Below are 25825 nucleotides of genomic sequence, written 5' to 3' on the forward strand. Positions count from 1 at the left end.
AGTCCTCCTTCGGTACTTAATTCGAGGTCATGCATGACACTCTCTATCGTACCAAGGGGGCTTCTTTTATGCATCTGGCTTCTACTCCAATTTATCCTCGCATTTTTCCCTTACAGGAATGCTCCTTTTTGTCTTATTTCTATAAATATAAATGCAGAAGGTTGTTGAAGAAAAGACCGGTTTGGTAGCGACCCCTAAAAGTTAGAGTTTTTATTAGGAAACTGATTGGCTGGTTTGAGTCCGGTATTGAATAGGACTCAAACCAGCTAGTTTTGCTTTTAAGCGTTCATGGTTGTAGTAGTCCATATATCCCTCGAGCTTTCTTTTAAGCTCTTCATAAGAAACCAGTTTTTCTCCGTAATACATTTCCTGTTTGAGAATTCCGAAGAAATTCTCCATCGCTGCATTATCTGCGCAGTTCGCTTTTCTGGACATACTCTGAAAGATACGATGTTTCTTTAACGTTGTTGGTAATGCCAGCCTTGATCGGAGTGGATAGTTGTCCGGTATTCAGCTTCCTTTTGGATGGTTTCCAACGCTTCCTTCAACGGCTTTAACACAAAATCCAGGGTCGGTCGTTTGGATATACCGAAGGAAATAACCTCTCCATTGAACACATCCATGATCGGACTCAAATAAAGCTTCTCCTCTCCGGCACATTTGAACTCCGTCACGTCTGTGACTAATTTTTGGAGACGGATAGGCGTGTAGAACCTACGGTTCATTCGATTATGAGCCACTTTCCCGCCCGTACCTTTGTATGATTTATACCGGGATTCACGGGTGAACTTTTCGCTTCTCAAGCCTAATTCACTCATGATCCGTTGCACTTTTTTATGGTTGATGATATATCCCTGGTTTCTAAGCTCGAAGGTGATGCGGCGATAGCCATAGGTGCCGTTGTTCTTATGAAAAAGTTCCGTAATCATTTCTTTCCAGACTTTATTTGGATCTTCCTCCTCGAAACGCTTTTTCTGGTAATGATACGTGGCTTCAGGGACGCCTACCCTTCGTAATGAATCTTTTACTTTGAATCCTTCTTGTTTAAGTTCGCATACCAGCGCTGCTTGTGCTTTTCAAGATAAGCATTCGGATTCTCCTGAAAAGCTTTCACCTTTTTTAGATACGAATTCTCCAAGCGTAGAAGTTCATTTTCACGTTCTAACTTTTCTTCACGAGTTAAAGATTTTTCGGTTTTGTGTAATGATGTTTTCTTAGATTTTTTTGACATAGAAGGCCGTCCTTTCGCTTTTTCCTGGAGGCCTTCTATGTCTTCCTTCTGAAATATGCGGGTCCAGTTCGCAATTAAAGCAGGGTTGTTCAGTGTTTATGGCAATATGAAAATGTAAGGTTCGGCAGTCCTTCTATGTAGGTTGCCAAAGAAGGCAAAAAGCGTAAAAAAAGCCACTTGCTAACGATCCCTTAAATCAATAGACTTCCTGTTGTGCAACCAATGAAGGACAGGAGGTCATTAAGGAGATGTTAGAAGTGACTGACATTAAGTATATCAGGAAAGAAGTGAACGAAAAAGGGTGCAGCTACTCGGATGTGGCAAGAAGGACGAATACGGACGTCCGCACGGTAAAGAAACACGCAGACCAGGAAACATTTCGTCCTTCGGACAGAACTAAAAAGAATCAACCAGCCCCTGTCATGGATCCCGTAAAACCGACGATTGATGAATGGCTGAAGGATGACTTGAAGAAAAAGAAAAAATACAGAAGGACTGCCAAACGTATATGGCAGTTGTTGAAGGATGATGGTTTCAAAGGTTCTGAAAGAAGCGTGCGTAACTACGTGTCGAGGAAGAAGAAGGAGTTAATCGAGGAAGGAGAAGATGCTTCATTGCCACTGGAAAGCAAACCTGGAATGGCACAAGTCGATTTCGGAGAAGCGCCCTTTGTCAGAGAAGGAAAGGTCGTCGACCTTCCGTATCTCGTCCTCTCGTTCCCTTACGGTAACGGTTTCTATTTTCAAGTCTTCGAATCACAAAATCAGGAATGTTTTTTAGAGGGGTTAAAACGATTCTTCGATAAGATGAATGGTGTCCCCCGGGCTATCCGATTTGATAATCTTTCTCCTGCCGTTAAGAAAGTACTGGCGAATGGAGAAAGGGAATTGACGGAAGGATTTCAAGCGTTTGTCCTGCATTATGGATTCGATTATGAGTTCTGTAACCCAGGAGCCGGTAATGAAAAAGGGCATGTGGAAGCGATGGTGAAGTACGTGAGGAACAATTTTCTTCTTCCGGAACGGACGGTTTATGATTTGGAAGCCCTTAACGAATCGTTGTGGAAAGAAGCTGAGAAGGACCGTCATCGTCCTCACTATGAAAAAGAAGCAAGCATTGCCGAACTGCATAAGGAAGACCTTCATGCGTTATATTACTTGCCTGAAACGTCTTATGAAACGATTCGATACGAGTCATTGAAAGCTGATAAGTACGGTTTCGTTACCGTAGATCAAAAGAAGTATTCGACCTCGCCGCGGTTCGCCAAACAACGGGTGACTGTCGGTGTCAGGTATGACTGCATTTTCATTTTCCAGGGTGATGACGTTATCGTCTCGCACCGACGAATGTATGGCCAGGAGAAGAAATCGATGGACTGGGTCCCTTATGTATCTCTGATGGCTAAACGGCCTACCGCACTGAAATACACAACATTCTTTGATCAGCTGCCTCATCCATGGCAAGCGTATCTCGACCAATGTACGCTTTCAGAGAAGAAAGAAGCATTGAAACTTTTAGCGAAGATCCTGAAGGATCAACAAATGGATAAAGCGGTAGAAGCACTGAAGACAGCATCCTACTATGGTCATCCCTCGGCTGATGCGATTCAGCAAGTGTACCATCAGCAAATGCATGGCCGGGGCTACAGAGAGACGGTGTCTGTTCCTCAGCCTCTCCCATCGATGCCGAAGGCCCATCGGGGCATGAAGCAGTACAATGCCTTCTTCGCAACGGAAGGGGTGAGCGACCATGCATGAACAGATTCAGGCGTATGCCAAACGTCTAAAACTGAGTTGGGTGCGTGAACATTATCAGGAGATTCAAGCAGAATCCCAGGAGGAGTTCCTCCTCCGGCTGTTCGAGAAAGAGATTGAACAACGCGAAGAGCGTAAAATCAATTTATTATTAAAATCGGCAACCCTGCCGAAGGCGTCCGGCAAACCTTTCGATTGGAAGGAAGTTCGTATGGGGGCAGACCTTGACCAGGAAACGCTGTACAACGGTAGATTTATCGAAAACCAGGAGAACGCGATCTTTTACGGTGGCGTAGGTGCCGGCAAGACATACCTCTCAACCCTGATAGGGTTGAACGTCATTCAGCACCAAGGGAAACGCGTGAAATTCTATACTGTCGCTTCGTTGGTCAATGAGCTATTAGATGCCAATGAGAAAGGGACGTTAAGCAAAGTGTTCAAGAAGATTGAGAAGCTTGATTTATTGATTCTGGATGAACTTGGGTACATCCCGCTGCATAAACAGGGAGCTGAACTATTATTCCAAGTCATCAGTCTGTGTTACGAAAAGAGGAGTATTATCATTACGACAAACCTTCAGTTTGGGGAATGGAACCATGTATTTGGTGACCCGATTTTAACGGAGGCGGTCGTGGATCGCTTGATCCATCACTCCCACCTCGTCCTATTCAATGACGACAGTCATCGATTAAAAGAATCCATGGCTTTTCAGCCAATGTAGGAAAAGAATGCAGGGATGCGAGTGGCTACATAAACGTTTTCCGTTTTATGCATTTTTCTCTTGCCAAATACAGTTCAGTTGGAAGGCGATCGCCGTCTCCTGATGAGAAGCGCCTGTCTGTTTCTTAAAGTTTAATACATCCAGCTTGAATTAGACAGCGTATACTTGTCTGGAAGGTCTCTTTTTTAACCCTTCTTCTCCAAATGCTTGATACGCCCGGACCCAATGTTTTATTGGAGTTTCATCAGGAAGAGCGTATCTTTTGGCCAACAAAGTGTATCCTAGAGAACCTTCAAGATATCCCCTTACCACCTTTAACTTAAATCCTTCCCTATACTTTGGCATAAAAACACCCCGGAAGTCAGATTTTTTACTCTAACTTCCGGGGTGCACTACCGGTTATCTTATAGCAACCTAGCACTTTTTATTAAACTGTCCATTTTCAGGGTTACAGTGCATAGCCGGCCGAGAAAGTTCTATTTCAGAATGAAAAACTAGAAATGACTAATTGGATCATTTTGAGTCTAACATCAATCAATTATTACTAGTTTCGTTAGTAAAATTACGGATTTTTATTGGGAACTAAAACTCGAAATACAGTGTGTTGCCTTCCTGTTTAAAAGAATCACTAAATCTAAACATTCGACAGTCGGACCATACTTCTTCCGTAAAAACGAAACCGTTCGAATATACTTTTATTCGTTGGAAAAACCTTTTGTCATCTGGATTTACTACAATATTCTGAACTAACTCTATTTCTTTATTAAATTTCAGGGTAACACCTCTATCGTCAGTTCCGTCTGTAGGTTTTCGGATACTATACTTTAGTTCTGTTTCATTCATTTGTAACCCTCCTCAATCAATAGTTAGGATAATTATACCAAAGTGAGAATTACATGAGAAGTTAACATAATATGAATTTCCATTGAGTAGAACTGATATATTATTGAATTTTAATTTATGAAATATATTGTTTATAAATAATCTTATTGTTTCTACGAAGCTTTTTTTCAAAGTATATTCGCCCACAATATTTCCGTATCCTTCGTCATAAATCATTTTTGTTTAGGAGGGATTTCTTCCGAAGGAAGACAATCACTATCCGCATACTTTTTAGCTGTTACCCAACTGATTCCGTTTCGCTTTGTAATAGCGTTGATAGAAAAAGATTTTTCATCTCGTAGTTTTTGATATGCTTAATACCAGCCATTGCTAACATTCCTTCTCACCCTTATTCGCTTTGGTTAGAAACCAATAATAGTAGAGAAATTTATAAGGGCTGGCAAGCCTTTTTTTGTTTTCAAGCTTCTAAACTTTTCATTGCAACCTTCTTACCTTCTATTCTGCATTACACAAGTGCCCTTAATTAATTATTTATCTATGCCTAATCTTTCCTTTCCACGTGTTACATTTTGTGAAATTCTAAAAGTATTTTGTAATCTATCTAATACTTTTCCTTCTTTTATTCCGCATTCTTTCAACAATGCTATTAATGCGATTACTTTCAGGAGTTCTTTAGCGAAATGCAGTTCAACCCCCTTAAACCTATTTTCATTCCGTTGTTCATCATAATGTGTAAGGTGATTCCTTGTTTCCACCACCCTATTAATAAAACTATCAGTCTTTTTACTATTTTTAAAAAGGTATTGTTTTGTTTCCTGATTAAACTGTTTTTTGATTATATCTTTCAATCTACTGTTCAACGAGTATTCATTTATATGTTTTAGTCCATTTAAAACTAGTTCCAGATCGCTTACTTCTAGTACTCCATTTAGTTGTTCATTAACATTTTTAAGAATTTCATCTTTCTTTTGTTCATCAAATAATTTTCCATAGTCTAATGCCCGATGGTAAACTTCAAGACTTTTCACGGCATTAGTGAACTTATCTTCAAGATCTAAATTGGGATTGAAAACATCACTGAAATGTAGACTATACACGTTCTTTAGATACTCTTCTTTACCAAACCAGTTATTACAGATTTCTTCAAACTGATCTTCAATATTTGGAAAGGTAAATAACATTTTATGAGAGTGAAGCTTTTCGTTTATTTCATTCTCTCTCAAGGATACAAACAAATGGTATCTCTTAGGTTTGGTTAATGGTTCTTCTTCAGTTCCCCAATTTTCATCTTCACCTCTAAAAACAATTCTTTCATAATTCAAACGTTCTCCCATCATCAGGGATATTAGTTTTTGGAAACTAAACAACTTCTCTTGAAACCATTCAAAACCCCCATGATTATCAGGAGTTAATTTAATAAATTCACTGTATTTAAATATACTTGCTTTAGGTGAGAACTTCTGATTGAGATTGTAGCTATTCTGTATTTCAGCTTTAATACTCTCAATATAGTAAGGAGTCACATCAGGCGGGGTGTAGGTTGTAGTGATTTCGGAACTTTCTTTATTTTTCTCCAAACGGAATGGATTCTTATTAAACCAATTCGTTAGATCCTCACTGTATAATTCTACTGACTTAAATTGCGCATCATTTTGATTAGAAAAATGACCTCCAGTAATAAAATAACTACATATGATTTTTTCTTTTTCTATACCAGGCATGTTGGTATTAATATTAGTTTGAACGCTATCAAATAAAGTTACTTCATCACCTTTTACGGTGAAACCATGAATGAGTCCATAATTTGATGTACTATCAGCTGATTCAAAACCTTTAAATGATTCTAATACATCCAAATAGATTGCATCTTCACCTGAATATAATATACCTGACAACCTTTTATCCGGTTCTTCCGGTAACCACCAATACCCTTGGATTTCAAATTCATCCTGCAACGTCAGCTTTTCCAAACTTACATTTCTATTCAATTCTTTTAACCCCCTATAAAACTCTAATATTACATATTTCTACAATTCCCCTGATATCACCTTTTCATGCTTAACTAAAATGTAGTTTATTGCCACTGCTAATTCCGGTTCAAATTCTAGTTCAAACCCATAACTCAAGGCTTTCGCCTTTCGTATTGTCGAACCTTTCAGGTTCTCCAATTTTGATTATTAATAAACAATAAATATTTTAAGATCAGGCTGAACACTTATCATTTTGGTATTTGTCAGGTGGTCTTTTCAGTATTTATGGTTTATCAGTTATAAAAGGCATAGCTTGCCTATGCCATGCGAACGTAGTGAAGCATTATGATTTAGGTATTGAACTTAATCACCCATATAGACTAGAGGTGCGGGATTACCTGAATATCAACAAACAACCTCTACCCACATCCACATATCGTGCATATACTTCGTAAATCTCCGGTTTAACACTACATATAGTCATGAAAAGCGGTTAATTTCGAGTATCATTTTTTACCCCTTACTTTCTCCTGAAGTATCATTTTTTCCCCTTGATGCTTACGATCCCTTCCGAAACTACTTACAAACTGGTGTAAATACACACTTGATAAGTCTGAAAACAGGTTTCTTTGATGTGGCTTTAGATAGCAAGAAGTCCACTAGTTCAGAAAAATTTCTGTTCTATGTCGTACAGAACCCTTATTTCAATAACTAGATATATGTACGCAGCTATTCAATTTTATAAAAAATGATACTTATGAATAGTTGCCAATTAACTAGATAAAAAGGGGGTTAGTCATGACAAGTTATAACAATGAAAATATTGAACTAATAAAAGAAAATGAAGGTGATGGGGAAGGTGATTTGGTTCTGATCAGGAACGCACAAAACTTTAATATCACCAATAAGAAAACGGAAAAAAAGAAAGACTTCATTCAGTATGAGAAGGAAAAAGAAGAATTTCAGCAAACAGTAGGTGGATTCACACGTATGCTTGCTAGTACTTTGATCGAACTTCATAATGATGATGGTTTCAGTGATATTGAAAAAGCAAGAATGATTTATCTAGGCACTTATACCAGTTATGAAGATTCAGGAAGGTATTTACGTTTCGGGAACAACCAACGTATGCAGAAAAAGCACCTTCAGGAAGTACTGGATATAAACAATCGCAATGCTTTTTACGGTTTCTATAATAAGTTGATTGAACACGGTATTCTTGCTGAAGAAAAGGTGAAGAAGGATGAAATCTATCTGATTTGGAACAGTTCCTATGCTTTCAAGGGTTCAGCAAAATCTCACGGTGCGAAATCTGAAGATACTGTAAAGGCATACGACCAGCAAGTACAAGCCATGTACAAAGCAAAGAATGATAAAGGGAAACCAGTGAACAGACCGAAACAACTTTACATCATGTTCATGATCATGCCCTTCATTCACATAAAAACCAACGCACTTTGCAATTATCCAAGAAAAGAAGTTGAAGAAGCTGAACCACTGCAACTGAAAGAACTTGCTGAAATGTTCGGGTTTGAAAAACCACACCAACTGAAGAATAAACTAATGGATTGTACCTTGTACGGAACGAACGTATTTGCTATTAGTCAAGGAAAAACAACAGAAGGTAAAAAGTACACACGTATCTTTATCAGTCCATATGTAGCTTCAAGAACTGGTAGCAAGCCTGAACCACACCTGATTGCCATGTTCCCTGATGTAGCTGATAAGATCAGGAAGGAAAAAGAAGAAAGACGTAAAAGGCATTAACCTAACGCAAGAAAACAGTTTATTATCCTACCTTGTTTCTCAAAGGCTATTAGTAAGGGGGTATTTATATATCCCCCTTGGACTTAATTTGTAATATCTTTGGAAATACTTTCATATTCGCCAATGCTTAGTTCATTTACTATTGCTGATTTCAAACTTTCTAACCTAGCTTCAAGTTCATCCTTATTATCTTCGACTTTACTAAGTTCCTCTTCTATCCAACTAATACCTAATTCATTAATATCAAAGTCAAACACACTATTGGTTATAGATTGTAAAGCAAGTATCTTAGTTAACTGTTCGAATATATCAATCATTGGTTTGGCAGTTTCTATGATTTCTTTTGAATAATACAGTTCATTTTCTCTGTAATGATTTTCGAACTCTTCAACCTTCTTAATTATTACTGTTGCCTTCGCTTTTGCTAATGAAGTCTTTAGAAAGCTAGTATCTTCACTTTCTCCGTATTTTCTTAAAGCTTCGTTAATGTCGATCTCATCTACCATCTCTTTCTTTAAATAGAGGAAGATTTCGTCATCGGTCATACTTTCGAAGTTAGGGAACTGATGATTCCCCATTTTTTTTACGTTTTTTACGGCTGTAACTGCATTTTTATAGAGGACTCTATACGATTCATGCCTTTGAGTTCTATAGAGGTTAAAATCTTGCAATTTTCTTTGATAGTCAAATTTTTGTTCCTCCGTAATTAAACTAAGGTTATGTTGGTAATCTGCTAATTCTCTTTTAAAAAAATGTGTAATAAGATTCTTAAAATAAGTTCTTAACAAGAACGCAACTATTCCAACAACAACCACAGTTTGTCCAACATATTTTAGCATTTCGTTTAAAATGTTCATCTAGCACCTCTAACACTTTTAAATTCACTATTTATTTGTGTGTTGGTTACTTACTCATTTCGTCAATATATCTCTTTGTTTGAATTTCTGATGAAATATAATGAATTGTTAAATCAATTAATATTTTTAGGTCTTTGATGTCTTTATCTTCCCACTTTCTATGATAATGCGTTTCATCATTACCTAGCCAAGTAGCCCTTTCAGCGACTTGCTTGATATTATCTGATAGATAGCCTTTTATACATTTACCTAAAAATAGTTCCTTAATAGTTTTTTCATCTTCTTCCTTGAAGCTAATCAAATAGTCCTTAATTAAAAATTCAAGTGACTTTCTATATCCCATACCTGCTATATGTAAAAGTCCACGATCTTCAGCTTCTTTGGATTCATTATAAATATCCACGAATAAAGGTGATATTGTATTTATTTCTTCTTGAAAATTTACCCTTTCTGGATTCTTTGGATATGAATTTATTAATTGCCCTGTATCAGTGTATATCCCTTCGGTCACAAAATACTTACAGATAAAAAGCCCATTACAGTATTTTGAGTTACATAGAAATAAAGTTTCCATTACTTTTTCATTTAATCGGTATGCCACTACAAATTTCGGTTGCTGCACAGTATTGCATCTAGGACACTGATTAGGTAAATCATCTGCATCAAAATGATAATTACTTCTATCGCTTGAATACAATTTCGTATAATTCATTTTGTACATGTACCGTCACATCCAATCTAATTAGGAGAGTATGAAAGATTATGAAAATATTTTCTTCAGTAATGTTTTTCCACTAAGGAAGGAACATTAATCAAACGTCATTTTAACTAGCATCTTGCAATTCTTCATATTCACAAGTACAACTAATTGCTTGACCACCACATTTAGGACAATATTCCGAATCACAGCCAATGGCATGAAAATAAAACTTTTTCACTGCACAATCACTACAATGAGTTAAAGAATCGAACCAATCAGGGTCATTACTTACTTCTTCACCAAATTTAACTCTTTTATATTCAGTACCTTTTATTGTGTAAACAGGGAACATTTGTGATTCAATAATTTCGATAGCAAATTTATTACTGATTTCTGCCCCGTTATAAATAACAAATTCTTTCTTGTATTTTTCAATTAATAAAGCTTCTTCTTCCCAATAATCAGGACGGATATAATTATGTAATTCTTCGTTCAGGAAATTCAGATGAAAATCGTGCAAGAACTCAAAAAGAATAGCATAGATAATTGAAAGTTCTTGTACATCTAATTCGATTTCAAAATGAAGGATTTGGTTTCTTAAAGCAATTGCTTTTTTTATGACTGTTTCATTATCTTTACTTAAGTCGATCTTTATGATGTTTTTCATTCTTTCTAAAGCTTTAGTGACCGACACCGTTTTACCTGGCTTATCTATATTTTCATATATAAAAAATTCATTTTCCTGCCTTAATACTTCTTTAAAAAGCAATTCCATTGATTGTACAAGGTCAACTAAGGAAAATCTCCAGTACCTTTTATAATCTGCTGGATAATGTTCGCTTGTAGCTAAATGATAAAAGTGTAATGAGTTATGTAAGAAGTCGTAAGCATTATCTTTTAATGATAATTTCAAGTATCTCTGTCCCTTCCATTTCGTATTTCACCGCCATATTATCATATTTTGTAATTTGATTTGTGTTGTTTTCTTTCTTACTTTACCCTACTTTGTTAGACGAGGCATGGACAACGTAAGATATAGAACGCCTTCCTTTGTCAGCTATAAAAAAAAATAAAGCTAACAAAAGAAGTAGACGTTAATACTTTTTACCGCAACTTTGCCAGTGCGTCGGCTATGGTTTCCGCAGTGTATCCCTGTAAACGCTAGTTTTTCAACTTAATTAACCTACACACGTCAGACAGCCCTAGTGGTTAGATTAATCCTGTCACTTTACGTTAGCGACTTTTCAATGACTAAATTCCGTACCTTCTTTCAAAGGACTAGGAAAAGGTATTAATTTATGTGGTTAATTCTACAATGCCCTTAAGCATTCTGCCTTTCCTAATATTCAGCACTTATGGTAGCTTTCACCATTCAGGCGATCATCCTACAGGGGAGATGAATAAGCCCTATTCCCTTTTATTGCAACGGTTGGGACAATACCTGTTCAAGTTTAGTTTGGCTACACGTGTGTTAGGCATTCCACGTATCAGGATACCTAAAAAAAGCATTACTGAAGAAGCCTTTGTAAATTATAGATTTTTGATTTATAATTAAAGGTAATAGGTATTCTGTATTCTGTTGTGATTTAGTTGTTACTCGGGATCAGATACTAACGGAAGTCACCTGTTCCAGCAGGTGGCTTCTTCTATTATTTTTATCGTTTAACAGAGTGGCAAATATTCAATAACGTCAAAGCAAACTGTTCTGCTTCCTTTACACCAAACGTAATTCCAGCATCAGGTTCTTTGTTACCATCCTTGCCTATTTCAATCCATACTGTGTCGTCATTCCCTTCATTATTTAATGCTTTTGTATAAGCTTCATTGGCATCTGATACTTTAAAGTAATGATTACATACCCCTATATAAACGCCTTCTTCTTCTGCATCATACGCTTTGCATCTAGTCTGCATATAAACACCCTTTCGATTTACAAATCAATATTATTCAATGGATTAAACTGATCGTTTTGTTCTTTCAATTCATTACCCCACATAGCAACGTATCGCATAGTTACCGATATATTTTGGTGTCGCATCATCTTTTGAATTGCAAATGCAGACATCCCACTTGTCGCTAATCTGTGGCAAAATGTGTGTCTGAACGTATGTGGTGATACTCTTACATCAGTGAAGTTCATCTTCTTCTGCAAGTTTTGAAATACAAGCATGATAGAGTTTTGTGTCATCTGTGTGTTGTTCCTGTTTACAAAAACGTAATCACTGATTTCTGTAAAATGCCTTTTACAGAATAAGAAGTAAGCTGATAATTCTTTGGCTAACTTTTCTGTAATAAAAACCAGTTCTTTTGTTCTGTTTTTCCCAAACACTGATAATGTCAAGTTTTCTAAATCAACATCAGACCATTTCAAGTTAATAATTTCTGTTCTCCTAATACCAGTGCCAAGAAAAGTTAATATCAGCATATATCCCCTATACGCAAAGTAACTTTGTTCACGTCTTCTTAGTCCACGATAGTAACTCAACATTTGCTGAACTTGTTGATCATTGAAGACGTTGATTCTTATATCTTCCTTTTGACGCTTCACTTTAACAGCTACATTTTCTTTGACCATCTTTTCTTCTACTAGATAATTAAAGAACGCCCTGATTTTTTGCAACTTAGTATTGATTGTTCCAGCTGAATTCCCTTTTTTCTGGCAATACATCAAATACTGTTTAACATGATGACTTTCCACTTCTTCAGCATTCAGAACTTCTTTTTCCTGACAGTACTCTACAAATTCACCTAATAGCACTTTGTAATTCTGAATATTTACTGTTGTTGTGTTCTTGAACTTTCTATCTTCCATAAATTCGTGGAAAGCAAATTTTATTAACACAAAAAAGACTACCCCCCCTTTCATTCGGGAAGTAGTCTTCTTATAACTAACTATTTATGCATTGGACAGCTTCTCAAAAAGCTAGGGAGAAGTGTAAGGAGAACCTTACATCATGCCGCCCATTCCGCCCATGCCACCCATGTCTGGCATGCCGCCACCGGTGTTGTCCTCTTCAGGGATGTCAGCGACGACTGCTTCTGTCGTAAGGAACATAGCTGCAACGGATCCGGCGTTCTGAAGGGCGGAACGTGTTACTTTGGTAGGGTCTACGATACCTGCTTCTACCATGTTCACCCATTCGCCTGCTGCTGCGTTGTAGCCGACGCCTACGTCCTGCGTCTTCAGTTTCTCTACGATGATCGATCCTTCAAGACCTGCGTTATGAACGATCTGACGTACCGGCTCTTCGAGAGCACGAAGCACGATGCTAGCGCCTGTCGCTTCATCATCGGAGAGGTCGAGGTTCTCGACAGCCGAGATGATGTTGACGAGTGCTGTTCCACCACCGGCGACGATTCCTTCTTCCACTGCGGCACGAGTGGAGTTGAGGGCGTCTTCGATGCGCAGTTTACGCTCTTTCAGTTCTGTTTCTGTCGCTGCTCCGACTTTGATGACAGCTACGCCACCTGCCAATTTCGCGAGACGTTCCTGAAGTTTCTCTTTGTCGAAGTCGGATGTAGTTTCTTCCGCTTGGGCACGGATTTGTGCTACGCGGGACGCCATCTGTTCGGAGTCACCTTTTCCTTCAACAATTGTTGTGTTTTCTTTCGTAATGACCGCTTTGGACGCACGTCCAAGCTGATCGATAGTCGTGTTCTTCAGATCAAGACCAAGGTCTTCTGTAATGACCTGACCGCCTGTCATAATTGCAATGTCTTCAAGCATCGCTTTACGACGGTCGCCGAAGCCTGGTGCTTTTACGCTTACCGCATTGAACGTTCCGCGGAGTTTGTTGACGACGAGTGTCGCGAGCGCTTCGCCTTCCATATCTTCGGAGATGATGAGAAGCGGTTTGGACTGCTGTACGACCTGCTCAAGTACCGGAAGTACTTCCTGGATGTTGTTGATCTTCTTATCCGTGATAAGGATGTAAGGATCTTCAAGTTCCGCTTCCATCTTATCCTGATCGTTCACCATGTAAGGGGAAGCATAGCCGCGGTCGAACTGCATACCTTCGACTACTTCAAGTTCTGTGTTGAAGCCTTTCGATTCCTCGATTGTAATGACGCCGTCGTTACCGACACGCTCCATCGCTTCTGCAATCAGCTGACCTACTTCGTTATCGGAAGAGGAGATGGAAGCGACCTGTGCAATCGATTCGCGCCCTTCGATTGGGTTCGAGATTTTGCGGAGTTCGTCTGTCGCTACCTCCACGGCTTTTTCGATACCGCGGCGGATGCCGACAGGGTTCGCTCCGGACGTAACGTTTTTCAGTCCTTCACGGATCATGGACTGGGCGAGTACAGTCGCTGTCGTCGTACCGTCTCCGGCTACGTCGTTCGTTTTGGAAGCTACTTCGGATACGAGCTGGGCTCCCATGTTTTCGTAGCTGTCTTTCAGTTCGATTTCTTTTGCGATAGTTACACCATCGTTAGTGATAAGCGGGGACCCGTATTTCTTATCGAGGACGACGTTACGTCCTTTCGGTCCGAGTGTCACTTTTACTGCATCTGCTAATGTATCGACACCGCGAAGCATCGCTCTGCGGCCTTCTTCACTGAATTTCAGTTCTTTCGCCATTTATAATGCCCTCCTTGTTTCTCTTTTTCGTATGTTTTTATTGAACGACAGCCAATACTTCGCTTTCGCGCAGTACGAGATAGTCTTTTCCGTCATAGCTTACTTCCGTACCGGCGAATTTGGAATAAATCACCTGGTCCCCTTCAGCTACCTCCGGAGTGACAGTCTGTCCGCTGTCGGTTACTCGGCCTGACCCTACGGCTACGACTTTGCCTTCCTGCGGCTTCTCTTTCGCCGAATCAGGCAGGACGATTCCGCTTTTAGTCGTTTCTTCCTGCTCAAGTACTTCAATAACGATACGATCTCCAAGTGGTTTTAACAATTAGGACACCCTCCTCGAATTCATTCATATTTTTGTATTTAGTCGATTATTAGCACTCGACATCAGTGAGTGCTAATACCAATTATTATAATAATCAATCCCGCTTCGTTTTTCAAGTAGTAGGACTATATTTTTTTCAATATTTTTATAGCAATCGTTCTGTTTCCTTCTCCAATTCCAACTATGGTAAAATTGAAACTATCAGTATGAAAAAAGGAGATTCTTATGCCCAGACGCTATTGGTATATCATCATCATTTACTTAGTCACCCAGCTCAGCGGCATTGTCGGTGCCCCGATCCTTCTCGCTTTCGGCATGGGGCAGACGGATGCGATCGCTGTCTGGTCGATCATCAGCTTCACTATTGCGACCGTGTGGATGCTGTTGTTACTTAAACCGGAACTTGAAGAGAAATCGGACCGTTCCAAATCAGGCGTCATTATTCTGTGGGGGATCGCCGGGTTCTTCCTCGCTCTGTTCGCCCAGAACATCGCCGGTATGATTGAAATGTACTTATTCAATTCGTCTCCGGAATCGGAGAACACGGAAATGCTGACGAACATTGCCAGCCAGTCCCCGATTTTCATTCTTCTCCCGGTTATATTCGCACCGATTACGGAAGAGATCATTTTCCGGAAGATCATTTTCGGCTCCATCTATAAACGGACGAACTTCCTGTTGGCGGTGTTCATTTCTTCCCTTGCGTTCGCCGCGTTCCACTTCGACTTTACGCACCTGCTCGTCTACTTCGCAGCGGGCTCTGTGTTCGCTTTCCTCTACGTGAGGACGAAGTCGATCATTACGCCGATGATCACCCATATGATTCTGAACAGCCTGGTCATGGTCGTCCAGCTCTACCGGGAGGATCTTGAGAACTATATGGAACAGATGGAAACGATACTGTTGGGAGGGTTTTTCTGATATGAAAGCATCCCCCTTGCTGATGGCCTACCTGTACCTGTTCATCGGTGCCGGATTCGTCTTCGTCGCCGTTCAGTCGATTGAAGGGTCGATCTGGAATACGACGACGATGATTCTCGCACTGATTTCCACGTTCAACATCGGCGTCGGTATCCGCTTGATTGCTCTTCATTTCTACTTAAAGAATAACTCGAATAAAAAATAAGGCCGGGCATCATCAGCCGGCAGCTTCAAGTATAGAAAAAGCGTTATGTCGGCACTGGCATAACGCTTTTTCATTTAGATTGTATATGGAGGGTCCTCGTCTTTAAAATCCTGTAGGCCAGTTCGCCAACCATCTTTTACTCATAGAGCCGTTTTTTGCGCAGGCGAATTCAAGTGTCTGACTTAAAAATGTCCTCGTTTCCCGCGGATCGATTACGTCATCAATCAAATGCTTACCGGTCGCTTTATACGGAGAACTGTCGAATCCCCACGTTTCCAGTAATTCCGAGCGCTTTTCCTCTATGTTCTCCGCATTTTTCAGCTCATTTCCGTACACAACGTTAATACCTACTTCCGGGCCGGTGAAATTGATTTCCGCTGTCGGCCAGGCCACCACAAAATCTGCTCCCATCGTCGGGCCGCACATGTTCCCGTAGGCGGCTCCGACACTTTTACGGATAACGATTGAAATTTTCGGTACCGTCGATTGAGCCAGTGCCTGGTTCCACATCATGATTTTCGTCGGCATCTTCAGCTTTTCGGCGTCGCTCGATACACGGAAACCGGGAATGTCATGCAGAAACACGAGTGGTATATGGTAGGAATCACAAAGGCAAATAAAGTCGGCAGCTTTCTCGCATTCTTTCGCGCCGGCGGCCCCGGCGAATTGCATCGGCTGGTTCGCAATCACCCCGACCACTCTTCCGTCTATTCTCGCGAGGACCGTAATCAATGCTTTGCCGTACTCCGCTTTCATTTCGAAGTAATCCTCTTCGTCGACGATCAGTCTGATCACTTTTTTCATGTCATAAGCACGCTTCGTCCTCGTCGGCACAATGTCCACAACTTCATCTAATTTACGATGTGGGTCGTCCGTCGTTTCCCTGTGTGCCGGTGCTTCCTCTGAATTTTGAGGCATATAGTCCAGGAATCGCTTCATATTGTCGATCGCTTCGTCTTCTGTTTCGGAGAAATGGTCCGCCTGTCCCGTATATTCGGCATGAACCTCCCATCCTCCCAGTTCTTCATTCGACACTTTTTCTCCTGTGGCCACTTCCAGCATCCGGGGTCCGGCTACTGCCATCGCCGTCCCTTTGACCTGGCTTACGAAATCCGAAGAAACGGCTGTCCACGTCGGCCCGCCAAAACTGTCACCGAGAATGGATGTGATCAGCGGCACCTGCCGGTGATGCTGTAGTAACTCTTGAGGAAACAGCATTTGACTTATTCCATCCGACCCCATTCCGTCCGGCATCCGGAGCCCTCCACCTTCCATCAGGTTAAACATGGGCAGTCCGCGCCTGACGGCCAGATTGTGCAGAGCCTGAGTTTTGCGGAAGTAGACCATCCCCTCCGTACCTGCGAACACTGTTTTATCGGCAGCCTGCACTGCAACGGGACGGCCGTTCACTTTCGCCAAGCCCGTAACGACTCCGTCCCCGGCACTGCCTTCTTCTTTCCCTTCCTGATCCGAATGTGCCAGTTGACCAAGTTCCAAAAATGAACCCTCATCCACCAGTTTTTCAATCCGCTCCCTGGCCGTATAGGCCCCCAGTTCATGCTGTTTCTCTATTTTCCTGGGTCCTCCTCCAAGTTTTGCTTTATCTTTTTTCTTTAACAGTTCGTCGATTATTTTATTCATTCCGGATCTCCTTCAAAGCTATGTTGGTTCGGTCATCCTACAATTTTTACTCTTTCAGAAATCTTCGCAGCACTTTCCCTGAGCTGGTAGACGGCATTTCCTCAATGAATTCAATTGCTCTCGGATATTTGTAAGCCGCCATTTTATCTCTGGCCCACTCCACTAATTCTTTTTCACTGATCGAGGTTTCGTATGAAGGGTTCAGCACGACGAACGCTTTCACAACCTCTCCTTTCTCAGCGTCCGGGACTCCGACACACGCAACCTGAGCCACCGCTTCGTGCTCACTCATCATCGCTTCCACGTCTCCCGGGAACACACTGAATCCTGAGGATTTAATCATTTCTTTCACCCGGCCGATAAAGTATAAATAACCATCCTCGTCGATCTTTCCGATGTCCCCCGTGAATACCCACCCTTCCCGGAGGGTTTCGTCCGTCTCCTCGGGCCGGTTAAGGTACCCTTTGAATACGCCCGGGTTTTTAACCGCGATTTCTCCCTGTTCCCCCGGCGGCAGGTCTTCCCCGGTTTCCGTGTCCACAATCCGGAACGACGTATCATATGTGGCGATGCCGCACGTGCCGAATTTAATATGTTCAATCGGCATGAACGTATCACACGTATGCGTTTCGCTTAACCCGTACGAAGCCTCAAGCAGGATGCATCCTTCTGTGATACGCTTCCATTTTTCCGCTAACGATTCATCCACCTGCATTCCGAAACTGGTGGCGAAATTAAGTTCAAGAGAGTTCAAATCTCTTTTTTCGATATCCGGGTAGTTTAAAATAGCGGCATTCATCATCGCAATCGTATACAATTTGTTGATTTTGTATTTCTCGATGGCCTGGATGGCCGCTTCCGGCTCGAAACGGGTAAGCAGAACGCTCTGGAGCGCACTGTAGACCGGGATATTCACTCCCATGACCATGCCCGCAATATGACTTAACGGGGCCGAAGCCAGCGTCCTGTCCTCCTGTTCCAGTCGGTAGCCTTGAGCCGTAGCGGCTGTTTTGAATAACGCATTCCCGTAGGTGAGCAGGGCTGCTTTAGGTCGGCCTGTGGTTCCCGAAGTGAACACCATAAGCCCTACGTCATTCCAAATATCGATCGGCTCGGTCTCGGGAAGAGGTTCGGCCGTTTCAGTCACTTCCTTCATGTCATAAGCCGTTCCGATGTTTTTTTCCATTAATAATTCAGCCGGTACAGGAAGCGTCGGCGAGTCCGGGAGATAATCTGCGTAATTGGTCGTGATTGAAAACTGCAAAGAAGGTGTAGTATCGCTCACGTTCTCAATCCGCTGATACAGTTCATCGCCTGAGACGATTGCTTTGATACCGGCTTCGTTGATGAAGTACTCCAGTTCACTTTCTTTATACATCGGGTTCAGGGGCACAACGACGGTTCCAAGCATTTGGGCGGCATAATGGGTAATAAGGTACTGCGGGCAATTTTGCATAAATACCCCGACGCATTCTCCTTTAGCTATCCCTTTGCTTTTAAGAAAGCCCGCAAAACGACGAGTGTCATATTCTAAGTCTTTCCATGTAATCGTGTTTCCATAGTATATATACGCAGGTTCCTCGGGCATTTCTTCGGCATTCTGAATCAGGTATTCATGCAGGGGTCGTTCGCCTGAACGATATTCCAGTTTCTTCGAAAGTCCTTCAGGCCAATTCTTCCTCAACACTTCTTCCATTACTTAACCTCCCTGGTATAGTGACCCGTTATTGTCCCGCTCCACACGGGGACTCAATTTCCTTTGAATTTCGGTGTCCGCTTTTCTTTAAACGCCTGCACCCCTTCTTTATGATCCTCCGTCGATACCATCGTAGCCTGTGTGGTCCGTTCCCGTTCGAGAATCGTTGCCAGATCGGCATCAAGCGCCTGATCGACGATTTTCTTCATGAAGCCGTAGGCCACCGCAGGACCGGATGCCAGCTTCACCGCGAATTCATGCACCTTCTGCTGCATCTCTTCCTGCCGATACACATGATTGACGATGCCGAGCTCCTGGGCTTTCGTTACGGACACGGGTTCGGCACTGAAGAGGAGTTCCTTCGTGCGGTAGGGCCCGATGAGCTTCGAGAGGAAGTAATGGCCTCCTCCGTCGGAGACCAGTCCTACTTTTGAGAAGCTCAGAATGAAATTGGTGTCCTCGGCAGCGAGAATGATGTCGCAGGCGAGGGCCAGGTTGAACCCGGCGCCCGCAGCAAAGCCGTGGACTGCCGCAACGATCGGTTTGTCCAGATCTTTCATGGTAAGAATCAACTCGTTCAGTTCCCCTATGTGCTCATAGATATCGAGAGGTGCGTTATCTCCCATCGTTTTGACGTCCCCGCCGGCACTGAACGCTCGTCCCGCTCCGGAGAGAACGACCGTGCGTACGTCCGCGTCGTCCTGAGCCTTCCCGAGTGCTTCTTTCAGCCCCTGCATCATCGTCGGACTGAAGGCGTTCAAACTGTCCGGACGATTCATGGTAAGGTACAGCACTCCTTCCTTCGTCTCTGCCAGTACGTGTTCATTTCCTTCTATCGTCATAGTTCTTCCCCCTTCTATTTTTTCATTTTATATAGACTGCCCGACTTTCACGTTCCCTTTCAACAGGTTGCGGGAGATGATCAGCCGCTGGATTTCGTCGGTGCCGTCGTAAATTCTCCATAAGCGCGCTTCGCGGTACCATCGTTCAATCGGCAGTTCCCTCGTATAGCCCATGCCACCATGGATCTGCAGGACGCGGTCCACGACCCGGTTGCCCATGTTGGAGCCATACAGTTTGGCCATGGACGCCTGATGCCGGTTGTCCTCCCCTTCGTCCAGCGTAAAGGCGGCGTTCAGCACGAGCCATTTCGCGGCTTCTATTTCCACGGCCGAATCGGCGATCTGCCACTGTATTGCCTGTCTGTCGGCAATCGGCCGGCCGAACGTTTCCCGTTCCTTCGAATAATCGATTGCCATCTGCAGCAGACGTTCGGAAGCGCCCACCGCCGTGGCTCCGACTACCCACCTGGCGAAGCCGATCCACTCAAGACCGAGTTCATATCCTCCGTCCACTTCGCCTAAAATATTCTCCTCCGGTACCCGGACGTTGTCGAAGACGAGGCTGGCCGGCCCCCATTCGCCCATCGTGTCGATGTACTCCGAGGTCCAACCCATCTCCCTTTCCGCGATGAAACACGTCACGCCGTCCCTGCCTGACTTTTTGTGTTTCTCTTTATCGGTAAGAGCGATCACCATGACGAAATCCGCTTCGTTGCCGCCGGTAATGAACGTTTTTTCTCCGTTGATGATCCACTCATCGCCGTCTTTCACCGCAGTCGTCCGTATGTTCTGCGTATCGGAACCGGCACCCGGTTCGGTCATCGCGAAACAGGATTTCTTCTCGCCGTTGATGGTGGGAATCAAATACTTCTCTTTCTGCTCTTCGTTTCCGTAGTACAGAATGTTGTCCGCAAAGCCCCCGAACTGGAACGGTACGAAAGTCTTCGACACTTCCATCAGTACGATCGCAAGCATCATCTGTCCGATATCAGCACCTCCGTATTCACTCGGAGTATTGATGCCCCAGAATCCGGCTTCCTTCGCTTTGGCCTGAAGCTCTTCCATTTTTTCAGGGGGAAGGCTCGGTTTTCCGGCCCGTTCGTTCCGCAGCACTTCGTTCTCAAGCGGCATGAGCTCTCTTTCCACGAACCTACGGATTGTCGCCTGGACCATTTTCTGTTCTTCCGTCAAACGTAAATGCATTCCATCCACTCCTCTGGGTCAGTTTCCGTACCCCGGTTCTATACCGGTGCACAGGTCGCGCCTTTTATTTCTTCACTTTTTTGTTTCCGGAATACTCGTACCAGCCTTTACCGGTCTTTCGCCCGAGATTCCCCGCTTTCACTTTTTCTTCCACCGATTTGGCCGGTTTGTCTTTCGGATCCCCTGTTTCCTCATACAGCTGCTTGTTCGCATAATAGCCGACGTCGATTCCTGATAAATCCATCAGTTCGAACGGGCCGAGCGGATGGCCGAGTGCTTTCTTCGTAATAATATCGATATCTTCAAAATCGGCGTAGCCGTTTTCGTATAAGTAGAGCGCCTCGTTTGAAATGGCGAACAACAGACGGTTGGCGATAAAGCCGTAAATTTCTTTCTCCAGCAGAACGGCCGTCCGTCCGAGCTGTTCACAAAATTTCACAGCCGCGTTGGCGGTTTCCTCCGATGTCTGATCGCTTTTCACCACTTCTACACAGTCCATGACGAGCGGCGGAAAGAAGAAATGCATATTGACGACTTTGTCGGGCCGCTCCGTCACCTCGGCAATTTTGGAGTTTACGATCGAGGAGCTGTTCGTCGCCAGAATGGCTTCTTTCGAGGCCAATTTATCCAGTTCCGCAAATACTTCCTGCTTCACATCCAATTTTTCCACTACTGCTTCAATCACTATATCCGCACTCTGGACCGCTTCTTTCAGATCTGTGGTCATGTGGAGTTTGTCGAAGGCGGCCTGTTTTATTTCCCCGGAAATCTTTTCTTTTTTCACCCAGTCGTCCATGCGTGCTTCAAGCGACTGTCCGGCTTTAGAGAGTGATTCTCCATTAATGTCCTGCAGATACGTCGTGAACCCTCCAAGAGCAGAGAGCATGGCTATCTGCTGCCCCATCGACCCGGCGCCGAGGACGGCTACGTTTTGAATACTGTTCGTTTCCATATAAAATTCCTCCCTATTAACTGACTGTTCACTATGTCTGATTTACACTTCAAAAGATAACGCTTACATTATTTCCGCTTATATACTAATTGCTTCGCAGGTGGAACAACTCCTCGATTACACTGTCTGCTATTTCCCTTTCCTTGAGCATAGGGATAATATTTTCAAACAGGTGGGTTGGATGCCAATTTTTAACGAGTTCCGCTACCTGCTCACTCATCACTGGATCCCGTCCCATCCAATAGTTGATCGAGTCATGGGAAAGCATAATCTGTTTTTCATATCCTAGTTCCAACAATTTCACCAGAGTCTCCACACGTTCTTCATCCATCGGAGCCCCGACCAACCCCTGGATCCCGAACCGGTCAAACCCGATCGTCACTCCTGTCTTCAACGTTTCTACGTGATAGTCGATGTCTGTATTTCCGCACATATGACCGATCACAATGTCCGAAGGGTCGACTCCGGCTTCTGTCAGCATCCGAGCCTGTTTGATCCCCATCGTCCCTTCCTGGGTGTGAGTCAAAAACATAATTCCGGTTTCTTTTTGAACTTTAACGGCGACGTCGAAAAACATTTGTTCATACGGCGTAATCTGATCTTTGCTGGAGGCTAACTTAATGATTCCCGGACGGATATCCGTACCGGCGATACCATCGTTTATTTCTTTCATAAACATGTCATATATATCTTTTTCAGCTGTTCCGAGTCCCTGACGGAATTTAAAGTAAGCCGGAGCTCCTTCCGCTTCGTAGTAAAATCCGGTAGCACACACGATCTGCAGACCGGTAGCTTCCGAAATTTCTCTTAACACCTCCGGGTTTCTCCCACACTCGTTCGGTGTCGGATCGACAACGGTGCGCACACCGAACTCCTGAACTGCATTTGCTGCTTCTATCCCCTTTTCCAACGCCTCTTCTTTGTTAAAAGGTCCTAATGTCACATCCCCGCTGAAACCGGGGTACCCGAATAGAAAATGCTCATGGATTAACGTCTTTCCCATATCTTCCACTGCAATCCTGCCTGTAACTGTGTTGATCCAATCCCCCATCTATATCAGCTCCCATTATGATTTTTCATACGTAATACCGGCTGATGAAACTTCATTCGTTCTCCTGCAGTTTCCTCCAGAGAATCTTACCGCTGCTCGTCATCGGAAAGCTGTCCCTGAACTCCACGATACGGGGATATTTATAGGCGGCCATATGGTTTTTGGACCACTCGATGATATCCTCTTCTTTGATACCTTCTTCGGCATGATCATTCAGAATGACGAAAGCTTTCACCGTCTCTCCGCGCTTCTCGTCAGGCTCACTCACTACGCATGCCTGATGGATGGAGGGGTGTTTGTACAGAATAGACTCCACTTCCGTCGGCCATACTTTAAAACCGGCAGCATTGATCATGCGCTTCAGACGATCGACTATGAAGAAATATCCTTCTTCATCCATCTTTACAATATCTCCGGTCCGGAAAAAAGTTTTCCTGTCCAGTTCGATGTGGGACTGCTCGTTCTCTTCCTCGCGATTGTGATACCCTTTGAACACTTGAGGACCGTTTACGACGAGTTCTCCTTCCTCATGACCCGCAACTTCCTCTCCCGTGGCCACGTCGATCACCCGTGCATCGACATCGAAGGAAGGAATGCCGAGACACTGCATTTTCGGACGATCGGGCGGATTGAAGTGCGTATGGGAAATCGTTTCCGACAGTCCGTAACCTTCCACGTACCGGAGACCGGTGCGCTCATACAGCTGTTCACCTACCGCCGCGGGGAGCGGGGCCCCGCCGCCGCCAATGACTTCCAGTGAGGAAATGTCATAGTTTTCAAGAGCAGGATTTGCAAGAAAATCGATAAGCATAGTGCTGATGTTGATCCAGTGGGTGCATCCATATGCTTCAATCGCTTTCGCCGCGTAATCCCGGTCCCAGCGCGTCAGCATGATCATCGTACTGCCGGAGGCGACAGGGGCGAGTGCGCTGTGCACCAGCCCGGTGACGTGAAACAGAGGCAGCGTCGTCAGCGTAACCGTGTCCGCCACCATGCTCATCCAGGCGGCGGCACCATATGTATTCGCCTGCACAGTGTCGTTCGTATGCACGCACCCCTTCGGCAGGCCGGTCGTCCCCGAGGTATAAGGAATCATAGCGACATCTGCCCCGGCACCGTTGTAAGGAGAGGGGTCCTTCGTATTAGCAAGCGCCTTTTCCCACGGTATTTCTTCCGTGAACGGCTCACCCGTACCAAGCACGGCATCCGGTATGTCTGCAGGCGCCTTCTCCCGGTCGATGTAATCCGCGTAGGAAGCGACAATGATATTGTCTACAGAAGTCGTTTCTTTCAACGGTTTTGCCTTACTGTACAATTCCTCCCCCGTCAGTACGTGCCGTATATCACAGTCTTTTACGTAAAAGGCGAGGTCCTCCGTCGTGCTCATCGGGTTAGCCGGAACGACTGTCGCCCGCAGACGCAGAATGGCGAAGAAACTTATGACAAACTGGGGGGAATTCTGCATGTACAAAAGCAGTTTATCGTTCTGTTCCACACCCAGTTCGTTCTCGAGATACCCCGCGAGCCGCTCCACTTCATCGGTAAGACTCCGATACGTCAGCGTACCGCCGTAATAATTGATGGCCGTCTTCGTCGGATACTTTTTCGCAGACAGCACCAAATTATCGTACAGAGTCGTCTCGGGAAGGGTTAACGTTTTCGGCAGACGTGCCGGCCAAAATTGAAAGTGCTCCGTGTTCATATAACATGACTCCTTTCCGTTTTGCATTCATGATTTTCCCGGCTTACAGATGGTACCTCTGTGTTTCAGCCGGGCCGTGTTCCGAAGCGCTATCCCTTTCGTCCATCAGGACAGTCCCCGCCCCGTTCAGCCGTGGGACAACGTCCATGATCCCGCGCTGACTGACGTAGGCGACATCTTCATAAAATCCGTAATCCGACAGCATTCGTCCGACACTGGATCGGGTCAGTACGCTCACAGCTTCCTCTTTCATGTTTTCATAAAATAATTGTGCCGACCTGGCACTGTCCGTCAATTCGGGGTCGTCCGTCTCTCTCATAAGGCAGTGGATGAAATAACCGGCGCCGTAATAATCTTCCATGCAGAAATTATTCCTCGATCCGGAACAGATCGCCACGACGGTTTCACCTTCATGCGTACCGGCAATCCGCTTCCCTACCGCCTCCCCGTTCAGAAGAGAGGCGGTGTATACTTTCTTTGCGGATGCGGCCTTCCGGATTGCGACTGTGCCGTTCGTCGTTGATAAAATGACGGTCTTTCCGGAAGCCCGTCTGTTCAAAATGGAGGGGACCGGATTTATGAAACCCTCCACCGGAAGACCGTCCGTCTCTCCGGCAAGCAGTACCTCCTCCGTGCCGGCGCTCAGCTTTTCCTTTGTGCGTAATGCTTCGGTAGTATTCAGTACGGGAATGATTTCCCTGGCTCCGGCGGCAAGACACGAAGCTATCGTCGAGGTTGCGAGCAGTACGTCGAATACGACGGCGATTTTGTCTTCATTTATGTGACGTTCCTCGATTTCCTCCTTTTTCCACAGCAGATGGATTTTCATTGTTGTATCCCACGCCTTCGCTATTATTTATTGCCC

General features: G+C 43.8%; 26 protein-coding genes. 5 read left to right on the forward strand and 21 right to left on the reverse strand.

Going from position 1 to position 25825, the window contains the following annotated elements; translation table 11 throughout:
• Positions 1-213: 213 nt before the first annotated feature.
• The 3 genes from CKW00_RS11150 to CKW00_RS11160 are packed head-to-tail and all read right to left on the reverse strand — an operon-like array spanning position 214 to position 1231.
• On the reverse strand, positions 214-510 hold the full coding sequence (locus CKW00_RS11150; RefSeq protein WP_332889072.1) for an IS3 family transposase: 297 nt from the start codon (positions 508-510) through the stop codon (positions 214-216).
• Positions 459-1061 (reverse strand): IS3 family transposase, encoded by a 603-nt coding sequence (locus tag CKW00_RS11155; protein WP_143544244.1) that lies wholly within the window; start codon positions 1059-1061, stop codon positions 459-461. The genes CKW00_RS11150 and CKW00_RS11155 overlap by 52 nt, the downstream gene beginning before the upstream one ends.
• Complete coding sequence (locus CKW00_RS11160) at positions 1025-1231, reverse strand: hypothetical protein (RefSeq protein ID WP_095822631.1); 207 nt, start codon at positions 1229-1231, stop codon at positions 1025-1027. The genes CKW00_RS11155 and CKW00_RS11160 overlap by 37 nt, the downstream gene beginning before the upstream one ends.
• 248 nt (positions 1232-1479) lie before the next feature.
• On the opposite strand from CKW00_RS11160, the gene istA reads away from it, so the two are divergent.
• Positions 1480-2988 carry an IS21 family transposase gene (gene istA, locus CKW00_RS11165; RefSeq protein ID WP_095822632.1) on the forward strand — a complete coding sequence of 503 codons (1509 nt, stop codon included), beginning with the start codon at positions 1480-1482 and terminating at the stop codon, positions 2986-2988.
• A complete protein-coding gene (istB, locus tag CKW00_RS11170; RefSeq protein ID WP_095822633.1) occupies positions 2981-3706 on the forward strand; it encodes an IS21-like element helper ATPase IstB in 726 nt (241 codons plus the stop codon). The genes istA and istB overlap by 8 nt, the downstream gene beginning before the upstream one ends.
• 150 nt (positions 3707-3856) lie before the next feature.
• On the opposite strand, the gene CKW00_RS13960 is transcribed toward istB, so the two are convergent.
• The 3 genes from CKW00_RS13960 to CKW00_RS11185 all read right to left on the reverse strand — a co-directional run bounded on the left by CKW00_RS13960 (position 3857) and on the right by CKW00_RS11185 (position 6537).
• Positions 3857-4051 (reverse strand): helix-turn-helix domain-containing protein, encoded by a 195-nt coding sequence (locus CKW00_RS13960; RefSeq protein WP_095822634.1) that lies wholly within the window; start codon positions 4049-4051, stop codon positions 3857-3859.
• Positions 4052-4288: 237 nt separating this feature from the next.
• Positions 4289-4549, reverse strand: a complete 261-nt coding sequence (locus CKW00_RS11180; RefSeq protein WP_095822635.1) for a hypothetical protein — start codon at positions 4547-4549, stop codon at positions 4289-4291.
• 527 nt (positions 4550-5076) lie between these two features.
• Positions 5077-6537, reverse strand: coding sequence for an ApeA N-terminal domain 1-containing protein (locus tag CKW00_RS11185; RefSeq protein ID WP_095822636.1), 1461 nt, complete (start codon positions 6535-6537; stop codon positions 5077-5079).
• 780 nt (positions 6538-7317) lie between these two features.
• Here CKW00_RS11185 and CKW00_RS11190 point away from each other — a divergent pair.
• On the forward strand, positions 7318-8286 hold the full coding sequence (locus CKW00_RS11190) for a hypothetical protein (protein ID WP_095822637.1): 969 nt from the start codon (positions 7318-7320) through the stop codon (positions 8284-8286).
• Between the two features lie 83 nt (positions 8287-8369).
• Here CKW00_RS11190 and CKW00_RS11195 read toward each other — a convergent pair whose 3' ends face one another.
• The 7 genes from CKW00_RS11195 to groES all read right to left on the reverse strand — a co-directional run bounded on the left by CKW00_RS11195 (position 8370) and on the right by groES (position 14747).
• Positions 8370-9143: a hypothetical protein gene (locus CKW00_RS11195; RefSeq protein WP_095822638.1), complete on the reverse strand. Its 774-nt coding sequence runs from the start codon at positions 9141-9143 to the stop codon at positions 8370-8372.
• 46 nt (positions 9144-9189) lie between these two features.
• Complete coding sequence (locus CKW00_RS11200; protein WP_198951634.1) at positions 9190-9855, reverse strand: DUF4145 domain-containing protein; 666 nt, start codon at positions 9853-9855, stop codon at positions 9190-9192.
• A 112-nt stretch (positions 9856-9967) separates the two neighbouring features.
• Positions 9968-10756: a hypothetical protein gene (locus tag CKW00_RS11205; RefSeq protein WP_143544245.1), complete on the reverse strand. Its 789-nt coding sequence runs from the start codon at positions 10754-10756 to the stop codon at positions 9968-9970.
• A 742-nt stretch (positions 10757-11498) separates the two neighbouring features.
• Entirely contained in the window at positions 11499-11756 is a 258-nt protein-coding gene (locus CKW00_RS11210; protein WP_095822640.1) for a hypothetical protein, read from the reverse strand.
• A gap of 17 nt (positions 11757-11773) precedes the next feature.
• A complete protein-coding gene (locus CKW00_RS11215) occupies positions 11774-12685 on the reverse strand; it encodes a tyrosine-type recombinase/integrase (protein ID WP_095822659.1) in 912 nt (303 codons plus the stop codon).
• Between the two features lie 105 nt (positions 12686-12790).
• The gene (groL, locus tag CKW00_RS11220) at positions 12791-14425 is read right to left on the reverse strand and encodes a chaperonin GroEL (RefSeq protein ID WP_095822641.1); all 1635 of its coding nucleotides are present in this window, start codon (positions 14423-14425) and stop codon (positions 12791-12793) included.
• A 37-nt stretch (positions 14426-14462) separates the two neighbouring features.
• Positions 14463-14747 (reverse strand): co-chaperone GroES, encoded by a 285-nt coding sequence (groES, locus tag CKW00_RS11225; RefSeq protein WP_095822642.1) that lies wholly within the window; start codon positions 14745-14747, stop codon positions 14463-14465.
• Between the two features lie 225 nt (positions 14748-14972).
• Here groES and CKW00_RS11230 point away from each other — a divergent pair, with 225 nt between their 5' ends.
• Both CKW00_RS11230 and CKW00_RS11235 read left to right on the forward strand, forming a co-directional pair.
• Positions 14973-15668 carry a CPBP family intramembrane glutamic endopeptidase gene (locus CKW00_RS11230; protein WP_095822643.1) on the forward strand — a complete coding sequence of 232 codons (696 nt, stop codon included), beginning with the start codon at positions 14973-14975 and terminating at the stop codon, positions 15666-15668.
• Position 15669: 1 nt separating this feature from the next.
• Positions 15670-15873, forward strand: a complete 204-nt coding sequence (locus CKW00_RS11235) for a YdiK family protein (RefSeq protein WP_076572762.1) — start codon at positions 15670-15672, stop codon at positions 15871-15873.
• 102 nt (positions 15874-15975) lie between these two features.
• Here CKW00_RS11235 and CKW00_RS11240 read toward each other — a convergent pair whose 3' ends face one another.
• The 8 genes from CKW00_RS11240 to CKW00_RS11275 all read right to left on the reverse strand — a co-directional run bounded on the left by CKW00_RS11240 (position 15976) and on the right by CKW00_RS11275 (position 25789).
• A complete protein-coding gene (locus tag CKW00_RS11240; RefSeq protein ID WP_095822644.1) occupies positions 15976-17514 on the reverse strand; it encodes an acyl-CoA carboxylase subunit beta in 1539 nt (512 codons plus the stop codon).
• A gap of 46 nt (positions 17515-17560) precedes the next feature.
• The gene (locus CKW00_RS11245; RefSeq protein ID WP_008590641.1) at positions 17561-19210 is read right to left on the reverse strand and encodes a class I adenylate-forming enzyme family protein; all 1650 of its coding nucleotides are present in this window, start codon (positions 19208-19210) and stop codon (positions 17561-17563) included.
• A gap of 53 nt (positions 19211-19263) precedes the next feature.
• Positions 19264-20052 (reverse strand): enoyl-CoA hydratase/isomerase family protein, encoded by a 789-nt coding sequence (locus CKW00_RS11250; RefSeq protein WP_095822645.1) that lies wholly within the window; start codon positions 20050-20052, stop codon positions 19264-19266.
• A 27-nt stretch (positions 20053-20079) separates the two neighbouring features.
• Entirely contained in the window at positions 20080-21255 is a 1176-nt protein-coding gene (locus tag CKW00_RS11255) for an acyl-CoA dehydrogenase family protein (protein ID WP_008590645.1), read from the reverse strand.
• A 64-nt stretch (positions 21256-21319) separates the two neighbouring features.
• Complete coding sequence (locus CKW00_RS11260; protein ID WP_095822646.1) at positions 21320-22207, reverse strand: 3-hydroxyacyl-CoA dehydrogenase family protein; 888 nt, start codon at positions 22205-22207, stop codon at positions 21320-21322.
• Positions 22208-22292: 85 nt separating this feature from the next.
• Positions 22293-23258, reverse strand: coding sequence for a phosphotriesterase family protein (locus tag CKW00_RS11265; RefSeq protein ID WP_095822647.1), 966 nt, complete (start codon positions 23256-23258; stop codon positions 22293-22295).
• A 52-nt stretch (positions 23259-23310) separates the two neighbouring features.
• Positions 23311-24960: a long-chain-fatty-acid--CoA ligase gene (locus CKW00_RS11270; protein ID WP_095822648.1), complete on the reverse strand. Its 1650-nt coding sequence runs from the start codon at positions 24958-24960 to the stop codon at positions 23311-23313.
• A gap of 43 nt (positions 24961-25003) precedes the next feature.
• A complete protein-coding gene (locus CKW00_RS11275; RefSeq protein ID WP_095822649.1) occupies positions 25004-25789 on the reverse strand; it encodes a 2-phosphosulfolactate phosphatase in 786 nt (261 codons plus the stop codon).
• Positions 25790-25825 lie beyond the last annotated feature (36 nt).

This window comes from Salimicrobium humidisoli, from assembly GCF_002295105.1.
GTDB classification, from domain to species: Bacteria; Bacillota; Bacilli; order Bacillales; family Halobacillaceae; genus Salimicrobium; species Salimicrobium humidisoli.

Bases quoted from the DNA above. Each gene is read 5' to 3' on its own strand.
- CKW00_RS13960 (WP_095822634.1), bottom strand. From the start codon at position 4,051: ATGCCAAAGTATAGGGAAGGATTTAAGTTAAAGGTGGTAAGGGGATAT.
- istA (WP_095822632.1), top strand. From the start codon at position 1,480: ATGTTAGAAGTGACTGACATTAAGTATATCAGGAAAGAAGTGAACGAA.
- CKW00_RS11200 (WP_198951634.1), bottom strand. From the start codon at position 9,855: ATGAATTATACGAAATTGTATTCAAGCGATAGAAGTAATTATCATTTT.
- CKW00_RS11230 (WP_095822643.1), top strand. From the start codon at position 14,973: ATGCCCAGACGCTATTGGTATATCATCATCATTTACTTAGTCACCCAG.
- CKW00_RS11160 (WP_095822631.1), bottom strand. From the start codon at position 1,231: ATGTCAAAAAAATCTAAGAAAACATCATTACACAAAACCGAAAAATCT.
- CKW00_RS11235 (WP_076572762.1), top strand. From the start codon at position 15,670: ATGAAAGCATCCCCCTTGCTGATGGCCTACCTGTACCTGTTCATCGGT.
- CKW00_RS11265 (WP_095822647.1), bottom strand. From the start codon at position 23,258: ATGGGGGATTGGATCAACACAGTTACAGGCAGGATTGCAGTGGAAGAT.
- CKW00_RS11210 (WP_095822640.1), bottom strand. From the start codon at position 11,756: ATGCAGACTAGATGCAAAGCGTATGATGCAGAAGAAGAAGGCGTTTAT.
- CKW00_RS11180 (WP_095822635.1), bottom strand. From the start codon at position 4,549: ATGAATGAAACAGAACTAAAGTATAGTATCCGAAAACCTACAGACGGA.
- CKW00_RS11245 (WP_008590641.1), bottom strand. From the start codon at position 19,210: ATGGAAGAAGTGTTGAGGAAGAATTGGCCTGAAGGACTTTCGAAGAAA.
- CKW00_RS11195 (WP_095822638.1), bottom strand. From the start codon at position 9,143: ATGAACATTTTAAACGAAATGCTAAAATATGTTGGACAAACTGTGGTT.
- CKW00_RS11190 (WP_095822637.1), top strand. From the start codon at position 7,318: ATGACAAGTTATAACAATGAAAATATTGAACTAATAAAAGAAAATGAA.
- groL (WP_095822641.1), bottom strand. From the start codon at position 14,425: ATGGCGAAAGAACTGAAATTCAGTGAAGAAGGCCGCAGAGCGATGCTT.
- CKW00_RS11260 (WP_095822646.1), bottom strand. From the start codon at position 22,207: ATGGAAACGAACAGTATTCAAAACGTAGCCGTCCTCGGCGCCGGGTCG.
- CKW00_RS11270 (WP_095822648.1), bottom strand. From the start codon at position 24,960: ATGAACACGGAGCACTTTCAATTTTGGCCGGCACGTCTGCCGAAAACG.
- CKW00_RS11250 (WP_095822645.1), bottom strand. From the start codon at position 20,052: ATGACGATAGAAGGAAATGAACACGTACTGGCAGAGACGAAGGAAGGA.
- istB (WP_095822633.1), top strand. From the start codon at position 2,981: ATGCATGAACAGATTCAGGCGTATGCCAAACGTCTAAAACTGAGTTGG.
- CKW00_RS11275 (WP_095822649.1), bottom strand. From the start codon at position 25,789: ATGAAAATCCATCTGCTGTGGAAAAAGGAGGAAATCGAGGAACGTCAC.
- CKW00_RS11255 (WP_008590645.1), bottom strand. From the start codon at position 21,255: ATGCATTTACGTTTGACGGAAGAACAGAAAATGGTCCAGGCGACAATC.
- CKW00_RS11240 (WP_095822644.1), bottom strand. From the start codon at position 17,514: ATGAATAAAATAATCGACGAACTGTTAAAGAAAAAAGATAAAGCAAAA.